General features: G+C 68.4%; 3 protein-coding genes and 1 pseudogene. 1 reads left to right on the forward strand and 3 read right to left on the reverse strand.

The window, feature by feature from the left end; translation table 11 throughout:
* Positions 1 to 87: 87 nt before the first annotated feature.
* Together QH283_RS00230 and QH283_RS00235 are read right to left on the reverse strand one after the other, a co-directional pair.
* Positions 88 to 1,404: a class I SAM-dependent methyltransferase gene (locus QH283_RS00230; protein ID WP_280501003.1), complete on the reverse strand. Its 1,317-nt coding sequence runs from the start codon at positions 1,402 to 1,404 to the stop codon at positions 88 to 90.
* Positions 1,401 to 2,762 carry an FAD-binding oxidoreductase gene (locus QH283_RS00235; protein WP_280501005.1) on the reverse strand — a complete coding sequence of 454 codons (1,362 nt, stop codon included), beginning with the start codon at positions 2,760 to 2,762 and terminating at the stop codon, positions 1,401 to 1,403. Before QH283_RS00235 ends, QH283_RS00230 begins: the two co-directional genes overlap by 4 nt.
* Before the next feature lie 353 nt (positions 2,763 to 3,115).
* Between QH283_RS00235 and QH283_RS00240 the strand changes: the two genes are divergently transcribed.
* The gene (locus tag QH283_RS00240) at positions 3,116 to 4,087 is read left to right on the forward strand and encodes an NAD(P)H-dependent flavin oxidoreductase (protein ID WP_280501004.1); all 972 of its coding nucleotides are present in this window, start codon (positions 3,116 to 3,118) and stop codon (positions 4,085 to 4,087) included.
* 109 nt (positions 4,088 to 4,196) lie between these two features.
* Here QH283_RS00240 and QH283_RS00245 read toward each other — a convergent pair.
* Positions 4,197 to 4,611 (reverse strand): annotated as a pseudogene (locus tag QH283_RS00245) (MBL fold metallo-hydrolase); the annotation flags it as partial.

The following is a 4,611-nucleotide window of genomic DNA, read 5'->3' on the forward strand; positions in this document are numbered from 1 at the left end:
GGGCCCGGCGAGGGGGAGGTCCCGCCGCCGTTGCCGAGGGAGTTCCTGGACGACGTGCTCGGCTGAGCCGTGTCCGGTAATCCGGCGCTAGGGTTGCCACCAGGGCCGCAGCGGCACCGTCCAGGTCCCGTCGGAGGGCAGCTTGACGCCGAGCACCTGGTGCAGCTGCACCACATTGCGCTGGAAGCCCAGCCGCGAGCCCGCCATGTACAGGCCCCACACCTTCGCGGTGCCCTCGCCGACGTCGGCGACGCAGGCGTCCCAGTTCGCGACCAGGTTCTTGCACCATTCGTGCAGGGTGAGCGCGTAGTGCTCGCGCAGGTTCTCCTCGTGCAACACCTCCAAGCCGACGTTCTGGATCTCGGTGATGATGCGGCCGGAGCCGATCAGCTCGCCGTCGGGGAAGACGTAGCGGTCGATGAAGTCGCCCGCTCTGGCGGCGCGGGTGTTGTCCGGCCTGGTGATGCAGTGGTTGAGGAACAGGCCGCCCTCGCGCAGCTTGTCGCGCATGTACCCGAAGTAGTACGGGTAGTTGTGCACGCCGATGTGCTCGGTCAGGCCGATGGAGGAGACCGCGTCGAAGTCGGTCTCCGGCACGTCGCGGTAGTCGCAGTGCCGCACCTCGGCCAGCTCGCTCAGGCCCTCCTCGGCGATCTTCTTCTGCGCCCAGGCCGCCTGCTCGGCCGACAGCGTGGCGCCAATGACCCGCACACCGCGCGCGGCCGCGTAGCGCACCATGCCGCCCCAGCCGCAGCCGATGTCGAGCAGTCGGTCGCCCTCCTTCAGGCGCAGCTTCTCGAAAACCAGGCGGTACTTGTTCTCCTGCGCCTGTTCGAGCGTCCAGTCCGCATCGCCGTAGGCGGCGCAGGTGTAGGTCATCGACGGCCCGAGCACGTACTCGTAGAACTCGTTGGACACGTCGTAGTGGTGGTGGATCGCCTCGGCGTCGCGGGCCTTGGTGTGGCGCAGGCCCTCCAACGCGATGCGCCGCCAGCGCGGAAGCGTCTCCTGCGGTGGCGGCGCGATCGGCTTGAGCCTCTCCCAGCCCAGTGACCGGGCGATGGTCACCAGCGCCAGGGCCGAGGGCCTGCGGAACTTCAACCCCTGCATGGCGGCCAGCGCCTCGTAGGGATCGCCGGGATGCACCCCGGTGACGGTCATGTCCCCGGAGATGTAGGCGCGCGCCATGCCCAGGTCACCCGGCGCGGTGGCCAGATAGTTGATGCCGCGCGGGGTGGCGATGTGCAGGGTGTAGGGACAATCCCGCGGCCCGGTGGCGCTGCCGTCGTAGGCCGTCAGCCGGATCGGGCTGTCGCCCTCGATGAGGGCGTCGAAGACTTCGGCGATGGAGAGTTTCGTTCCGAGATCGGCGAAGACGTCGGAACGGTCCTTGAAAGTCGTCATCTGCGTTGCACCGCCTTCGAATACAAGTCCAGCAGCCGCTGGTCCGGGTCGTATCGTTTCTTCAATTCCGAATAGGTCTCGCCGCCGTACAACGCCGCGAACTCGTCCTCGCGGTAGTAGCTATCCGAATACAGCGATTTGTGGCCGTCGAATTCGGTCACCTTCTGTTCGATGGCGCGGTTGGCCGCGCCCTCCGGTTGCCCGGGGACGGTCGGCACGGCCGACCAGAATCCGACGTTCACATAGGTGCGCTCGCGCTCGAGCGGATACAGCGGCCACCCGCGCGTGCCGCCGCGCACGGCCGGCCCTTCCTCACGCAACCGCAAGGGGCACAGCCAGATCGGCTCGATCGGGATCTCGCGCAGGAACCACGACACGAAGTCGGCGGTGCGCTCGACGGGCACCTCGATGTCCTGCACCACCCGCTCGCGCGGCGGGTTGCCCTTGCGGGCCTCGATCCTGTCGCCGATGTGGTACTTGTGGTCGAGCGCGACCAGCTTCCAGTAGAAACTGCTGCGGCGGTAGCGCTTCGGCCAGAATCTGCGGATGCGGGGGTTCTGGGTGCCGAAGGCGCGCGAGCACCAGAACCAGTCGGTGTCCCAACGCCACAGATAGTCGTGGATGGTGAGCCGGTCCCGCTTCGGGGTGGCCGAATCGTGCTGGATGGAGCGGTAGTAGATGTCCATCCCGGTGTAGTCGGAGACCGGGCCCGGCTCGTCGGTCTGCCTGCCCAGCGTCAGGTAGCTCTCCTCGGCGGTGAACACCACGCCGTCGAGGTAGTCGACGCGTTCGCCGTCCCAGGCGCGCTCGTCGACGATCGTCGCGATGGCGGCTTCCAGTGCGCGCAGGTCGTGGAAGCGCACGTGGCGCAGCGCCACATAGGGCAGCACCGGCTCGAGTTCGATCTTCAGCCGGACGGTGTAGCCGAGCGTGCCGTAGGAGTTGGGGAAACCGCGGAACAGGTCGGCGTACTCGCCCTCGGGGGCCACGGTCAGGATCTCACCCGCACCGGTCAGCACGTCCATCTCCAGCACCGACTCGTGCGGCAGGCCGCTGCGGAAGGAGGTGGACTCGATGCCGAGGCCGGTGACCGCGCCGCCGAGGGTGATGGTCTTCAGCTGCGGCACCACCAGCGGGGCCAGGCCGTAGGGGAGGGTGGCCGCGACCAGGTCCTCGTAGGTGGTCATACCGGCCACATCGGCGGTCCGCGCCTCGGGATCGACGGCGATGACGCTGGTCAGACCCGACACATCCAGCCCCGGCGCGGGGTTGGCCGCTCTGGCCCGGAACAGATTGGAGGTCTTCTTCGCCAGCCGTACGGTGGCGCCCGGCGGTATCGCCCGGTAGCTGGCCAGCAGCCGATCGACGCCCGCGCGCTGCGCGGCGCACCCGGATTAGCGGGCGGGCGGGGGGCCCGGCACCGTCGACGGGCTGAACTGAGACGAGAATAACAACTAACTTCTTCCAACGGCAAGAGATGTTGAGATGAATCGACGTTAATCGTCTCGCCGGAACGACCGTACCAATCCAGTGAGCTTCACCAGGAGAAATACTCACGATTCGATCCCGAATCGGGCATGGATCAGGTTGTCTTTGCCGATCTACTATGCGAATCTCGGCTCACTTACGGCTTGAATGCCGGTGCAGCACGTGTCACCATCGTGGCGGCAGGGCGGACTGGCACGCCCGCGCGAGACATAGGAGAAGCGCAATGCTGCGTACCAGGTTCACCGAGGAATTCGGTATCGAACACCCCATCGTGCAGGGCGGCATGATGTGGGTCGGCCGGGCGGAACTCGTCGCCGCGGTCGCGAACGCCGGCGGTCTCGGCTTCATCACCGCCCTCACCCAGCCCACCCCGGACGATCTGCGCAAGGAGATCGAGCGGACCAGGGAGCTGACCGACAAACCGTTCGGCGTGAACGTCACCATCCTGCCGTCCATCAACCCCCCGCCGTACGCCGAGTACGTGCAGGCCATCGTGGAGTCCGGCGTCAAGATCGTCGAGACCGCGGGCAGCAACCCCGAGCCCTTCCTGCCCTACTACAAGGAAGCGGGCATCAAGGTCCTGCACAAGTGCACCAGCGTGCGCCACGCGCTCAAGGCGCAGAAGATCGGCGTCGACGGCGTGAGCATCGACGGCTTCGAGTGTGCAGGCCACCCCGGTGAGGACGACATCCCCGGCCTGGTGCTGATCCCGGCCGCCGCGCGGGCGCTGGACATCCCGATCATCGCCTCCGGCGGCATCGGCGACGCCCGCGGCCTGGTCGCCGCGCTGGCCCTCGGCGCCGACGGCGTGAACATGGGCACCCGCTTCCTGTGCACCCAGGAATCGTCCATCGCGCAGAAGGTCAAGGAGCAGATCGTCGCCAACAGCGAGCTGGACACCCAGCTGATCTTCCGCACCATGCGCAACACCGCCCGCGTGGCCGACAACGAGATCAGCCGCAAGGTCGTCGAGATCGAGAAGGCGGGCGGCACGTTCGAGGACGTGCGCGAGCTCGTCGCGGGCGCGCGCGGCCGCCGGGTCTTCGAGGAGGGCGACCTGGACGCGGGCATCTGGACCGCCGGTCTGGTCCAGGGCCTGATCGACGACATCCCCACCTGCGCGGAGCTGATCTCCCGCATGGTGACCGAGGCCGAGGCGCTCATCAACCAGCGCCTGGCCGGCTTCGTCGCCTGATCGGCGCCGATCGACCCGAATCGGTTCGGAAGACTCACCACCGCCGCCCGCGTCCCGATGTGGGCGGCGGTGGCGTTTCCGGGAGGAACGCCGGTGCCCGCGTGGCCGGTCAGTCACGCACGCGCGCGGCGATGGCGGCGTGGTCGTGACCGGCGATGACCTCGATCCCCTCGGGCAGGGCGTGCAGGCGGTGGATGGTGGCGAAGGCGGCGTCACGGTCGGCGTCGAAGAGCGAGCCCGGCATCGGCGCCTTCTCCCGCAACAGCCGGATCTGGATGTTGCCCCACACCGCGTCGCCTGCGAGCAGCACCCTGGTGCCGTCGTCGACCGCGAGCAGCACGCCGATACTGCCGGGGGTGTGACCGGACAGGTCGAGCATCAGCACCGAGCCGTCGCCGAACAGGTCGTGGCTGCCGGGGAAGCCGAACACCGGCGGGCCGTCGAGGTCGAAGGTGTCGAAGGCGCGTCCGAGCAGCGGGGCCCCCGCCCCCCCCCGCGGGGGGCGCCGCCCCCCCCAGGCCCCC

The organism is Nocardia farcinica (assembly GCF_029867845.1).
Classification (GTDB): Bacteria; Actinomycetota; Actinomycetes; order Mycobacteriales; family Mycobacteriaceae; genus Nocardia; species Nocardia farcinica_A.

Bases quoted from the DNA above. Each gene is read 5' to 3' on its own strand.
- QH283_RS00230 (WP_280501003.1), bottom strand. From the start codon at position 1,404: ATGACGACTTTCAAGGACCGTTCCGACGTCTTCGCCGATCTCGGAACG.
- QH283_RS00240 (WP_280501004.1), top strand. From the start codon at position 3,116: ATGCTGCGTACCAGGTTCACCGAGGAATTCGGTATCGAACACCCCATC.